We start from the raw sequence: 4,205 nt of genomic DNA, 5'->3' as shown, positions 1-4,205 counted from the left end.
TGCCGGTGCCGGGTCGGTGCCGGGCGTGCTCGGCGGAGCGGGAGCCGCCTGGTTCGTGCGGCCGGGCGTCGGTGTACCGGTCGGGCGCGGCGAGGGGCTACTCGGAGCGGGGGAGGCGCTCGTCGCGTCGGTGTGGGGCTCGCGCCCGGCGTCGTGGGCGCGTCGCGGTCGGCGTGCCGGTCGGGGTGGGCGTGGAGGTCGCGAAGGTCACGTCGACCCACGGGCTCGGCGAGCTGTAGTTGCCCGCGGTGTCGCCCGCGATGGCCGAGACGCGATGCGTTCCGGCCGCGATCGTGCCGCCGGTGCAGCTCCAGGCGCCTCCGCTGACCGCTGCGTCGCAGGTGTTGACGCGGTCGACGTAGACATAGGCGCGGGTGCCGTCGACGCCGGTGCCCGAGTAGGAGGCGCCGCTGAGCGGCAGGGTCGCGCCTCCGCTCGGCGACGTGAGGGTGGGTGCGGCAGGGGCGGCGGTGTCGACGACGAGCGTGACCGGGGCGCTCGCAGGCGAGGCCGTGCTGCCGGCGAAGGAGGCGGTCTGCGTGGCGGTCACCCGGTAGCTGCCGGGAGCAGGTGTGGGTGCGAGCTGGCAGAACCAGGCTCCGCTGGAGTCGGCGGTCGCCAGGCAGGAGGCGCCGCCGTCCGAGACCGCCGCCACACTCGCTCCCGCGTACGCCGTGCCGCGCACGGAGCCCGCCGATGTGGCGGAGCCGTCGACGGACTGGATGACCGGAGCGCTGAGGACGCCGATGCTCACGGCGGTCGAGGTGGTCCCGCCTCCGGCGAGGAGCTCGACGGCGACGAGGGTCACCGGACCGTCCTTGAGCGTCACCGCGCAGCTCCAGCCGCCATCGGCGGCCGTCGTCGCGATGCAGAGGGGGTCGCCACCGCCGCGGATGCCGACCTGGACCTGGTCTCCCGCCGTGGCGGTGCCCGAGACGGTGGTGCTGCCCGTCGTCAGGACGACCCCGTCGGCCGGGGCGCTGATCGCGAGCGCTGCGGCATCGGCAGCGGGAGCGGCGAGGCCGGAGACGGAGGTGACCGCGGCGACGAGGAGCAGCAAGAACGCTGCGGTGCTCCTGCGGGATCGACGGAGCCGGGGCACCGGGGCGACCGGTGAACTCCCCGGTACTGCCCTGCCGACGCCCGATTTCACGATGGGTCCATTGCACGGTGGCCCGACGGCGCTGTCAAGCTCGCCGCACCCCCGTTGCCGGATGTACACCCTGAGGATGACGGACGCGGCCGGACGGGAAGGGGTCGGGAGATTCCGGGAGAGCGCTTCCGCGAGAATATACCCGGCAACGAGAACCCGGAGGACAGCATGCGTGGAGACGACGCCCGCGGGCGCGATCGGCGGCAGGTGCGCGCCGACGCAGCGCGTTTCGACGATCCGCGCGAGCTGGGGAGGCTCCTGCCGCCCGGATTGCGCATCGGGCTCGCCCAGAGCGCCTTCCAGACTGAGGGTTCGCTCGACGCGGGCGGGCGGGGTCGTTCCGTCTGGGACGACTTCGCTCTGCGGCGCGGCACCATCGCCGACGAGGCGACTCCCGAGGTGGCGACGGACTTCTTCCTGCGCTGGCGCGAGGACCTGGCGCTGCTCGTCGATCTGGGCGTCGACGAGCTGCGGCTCTCGGTGGCGTGGCCGCGCGTGCAGCCGGACGGGCGCGGACCTCTCGACACCGGGGGTCTGGGCTTCTACGACCGGGTCCTCGACGCGCTCGCCGAGGCGGGCCTCCGGGTGGCGCTCACGCTGCACCACCGTGACACGCCGTCGGCGCTCGGCGGGGGCTGGCTGCATCGCGACACCGCCTTCCGCTTCGGCGACCTCGCCTTCGAGCTCGGCTCCCGGCTGGGCGACCGCGTCTCCGACTGGATCACGCTGGACTCCCCCTCGTCCGTGATGCTCGAGGCTACGCCCTGACCCGCCAGGCGCCTGCCGCCGGGCGCCTCTTCAGCGCTCTTCCCGCGCTGCACCACCAGCTCCTCGGGCACGGTGTAGCGGTCGAGGCGCTGCGAGCCGCCGAGGTGACGGGCAGGATCGGCCTGGTCGACGCGCTCTCGGTGGTGGAGGCGGCCTCGGACGACGAGCACGATCGCGCCTGGGCGGCGCTGGCCGACGTGCTGCGCAACCGCCTGGTCGCCGATGCCGTGCTGACCGGCGCCTACCCGCCGGGTCCGGAGGAGCTGCCGTCGTTCCTCGCCCCCCTCGCGCAGGCCGACCCGGTGGACCTCGCGCGCATCGCCGTTCCGCTCGACTTCTACGCCGTCGCGCCGCTGCCGCCGCAGCGCATCGTCGCCGGGCGCGACCCCTCAGCCCCGACAGGAGTGGGCGCACCTCCCGTGCTCCCGTTCCACACTGCGCCGTGGCCCGACCTCGACCGCACCGGAGACGGATCGCCGGTAGCACCGTGGGCTGTCGTGTCGGTCCTCGGTGCACTGGTCGAGCGCTACGGCGAGGCGCTGCCTCCGCTGGTCGTCACCGCACTCGGCGCGAGCTACCCCGACGAGCCGGATCGCGACGGCGCGATCATCGATACGGAGCGGATCCGCTGGCTCGGCGCGCACCTCGCAGCCCTGGCCGAGGCGGTCCACGACGGGCTGCCCGTCGAGGCGGTGCAGCTGTGGACTCTGGTCGACGCCTTCGAGTGGCAGCACGGCTACACTCGGCCGCACGGTCTGGTCGCGCTCGACGCGCGGAGCCACGACCGGGTGCCGAAGGCGTCGTTCGACTGGCTGAGGAGGGTCCTCGACGCCCGCTCCTGACCCGCGGTCGTGCGAGACTGCGGCCGTGCGCAGCCTCCTCGCCCTCGCCTCCGTCCTCCACGCTTCTCCTGCTCCTGTGCTGGCCGCGCTCGCCGACCTGCTCGTCCAGGAGGACGCCCGGTTCGAGCTCCGGGGGAGTGGGCTCGAGCGCCGGCTGCCCGTCCTGGGGCGGGAGCAGTGGCGCGTGATCGAGGACGAGGAGGGCTCGCGCGTCGAGTGCGAGCTGCTCGCCTCTCCCGCCTCGTCGGCGCTCGCCGGAGTACTCGCGCGGCGCTCGATCCGGGAGGCGCCCGAGCGGTTCCGCGCGGTGGTCACCGCGGTCGCGGCCGCCGTCGAGTGAGCCCCGTCCCGCGTCGTGCGCCGCGGCTCTCGACCGGGGAATGACCGCCGACGCCTCGATGTTGTCTACGGATGACGGGACGGGGCGCCGAGCCCCGTCCACCGGACAGCTCGGAGGAGCCAGAGACAGATGGCAGGAACACGGATGACCAAGGGACGAGGGGCGCGCAGCGGAGACGAGGAGATCGTCTATCGCCGCCACGCGAACGGACGCGGAATGGTCGCTCCCGGTTCGCGCGTCTCGGCGACCGCGTACATCGAGACCGGCGCCTACGTGGAGCCCGGAGCGACCGTCGGCGAGCGCGCCTGGGTCGGCGCCGGCAGCTGGGTTGATCGCGATGCGATGATCGGGCACAGTGCCTTCATCGGCGCCAATGTGCACGTCGGACCCGAGGCGATCGTCGGGCCCGGAGCCCGGATCGGGAGCTACTCCCGCATCGGCGGCTCTGCCGTGATCGCCACCGGTGCCCGCGTGGACCGCGACACCGTGGTCCCCTCCGGTACCCGTCTCGGCCTCGACGAGGCCCGCGAGAGCGGCAGTCGCGCCGCGTGAGTCCCCGACCCTGTTCCGCCGTCTCGACGACCGGCGGAATAGGGTCGTTCCATGTTCGAACTCCACCATCTCAGCGCACAGGAGCAGTGGGACTGGCTGCAGCGCGGTGAGGTCACGCCGCTGGAGCTCGCCGAGCACTACCTCGGCCGGATCGAGCGGTGGAACGGCGAGCTCGGTGCCTTCACCACGGTCACGCCCGACGCAGCGCGCGAGCGGGCCGCGTCCCTCGCCTCCGTGCCGCGCACCGCGCCTCTCTGGGGCCTGCCGAGCGGCGATAAAGACCTGTGGCGCCGGGCCGGCGTGCGCATGACGTCCGGGTCGCGGGTGCGTGAGCACCATGTGCCGACGGCATCGGACGAGATCGTCGAGGTGCTCGACGCGGCAGGAGCCGTCAGCGTGGGCAAGACCGCGGCCCCCGAGTTCGGCATGCCCTCGTACACCGAGACCCGCATCGGGCCGCCGGCCGTCACCCCCTGGGACACGCGCCTCGGCGCGGGCGGCTCGAGCGGCGGAGCGGCGGTGGCCGTCGCCGCGGGCCTGCTGCCCTTCG

At 74.0% G+C, this 4,205-nt stretch carries 6 protein-coding genes; 5 read left to right on the top strand and 1 reads right to left on the bottom strand.

Translation table 11 applies throughout. The annotated features are described in order from the left end of the window. Window positions 1-97: 97 nt before the first annotated feature. Window positions 98-1,060 (bottom strand): RodZ family helix-turn-helix domain-containing protein, encoded by a 963-nt coding sequence (locus ACH61_RS14175; RefSeq protein ID WP_068213244.1) that lies wholly within the window; start codon window positions 1,058-1,060, stop codon window positions 98-100. Window positions 1,061-1,321: 261 nt separating this feature from the next. Between ACH61_RS14175 and ACH61_RS18890 the strand changes: the two genes are divergently transcribed. The 5 genes from ACH61_RS18890 to ACH61_RS14155 all read left to right on the top strand — a co-directional run. Further along, on the top strand, window positions 1,322-1,921 hold the full coding sequence (locus ACH61_RS18890) for a family 1 glycosylhydrolase (protein ID WP_082845295.1): 600 nt from the start codon (window positions 1,322-1,324) through the stop codon (window positions 1,919-1,921). Next, window positions 1,870-2,763 carry a family 1 glycosylhydrolase gene (locus tag ACH61_RS18885; protein ID WP_330220182.1) on the top strand — a complete coding sequence of 298 codons (894 nt, stop codon included), beginning with the start codon at window positions 1,870-1,872 and terminating at the stop codon, window positions 2,761-2,763. Before ACH61_RS18890 ends, ACH61_RS18885 begins: the two co-directional genes overlap by 52 nt. Window positions 2,764-2,788: 25 nt before the next feature. Next, the gene (locus ACH61_RS14165; RefSeq protein ID WP_068213242.1) at window positions 2,789-3,103 is read left to right on the top strand and encodes a hypothetical protein; all 315 of its coding nucleotides are present in this window, start codon (window positions 2,789-2,791) and stop codon (window positions 3,101-3,103) included. 144 nt (window positions 3,104-3,247) lie between these two features. Beyond that, entirely contained in the window at window positions 3,248-3,655 is a 408-nt protein-coding gene (locus tag ACH61_RS14160; protein WP_068213240.1) for a hypothetical protein, read from the top strand. 51 nt (window positions 3,656-3,706) lie between these two features. Continuing rightward, the coding region (locus ACH61_RS14155; RefSeq protein WP_269085087.1) for an amidase family protein at window positions 3,707-4,205 on the top strand (499 nt) is incomplete at its 3' end.

The organism is Rathayibacter tanaceti, from assembly GCF_001634385.1.
In the GTDB taxonomy this organism is placed as follows: Bacteria; Actinomycetota; Actinomycetes; order Actinomycetales; family Microbacteriaceae; genus Rathayibacter; species Rathayibacter tanaceti.
This window is presented reverse-complemented; position numbering and strand designations above follow the sequence as displayed.

What these genes read in the sequence shown, in the direction of transcription:
- ACH61_RS18890 (WP_082845295.1), top strand. Translation starts at nt 1,322, where the DNA reads ATGCGTGGAGACGACGCCCGCGGGCGCGATCGGCGGCAGGTGCGCGCC.
- ACH61_RS14160 (WP_068213240.1), top strand. Translation starts at nt 3,248, where the DNA reads ATGACCAAGGGACGAGGGGCGCGCAGCGGAGACGAGGAGATCGTCTAT.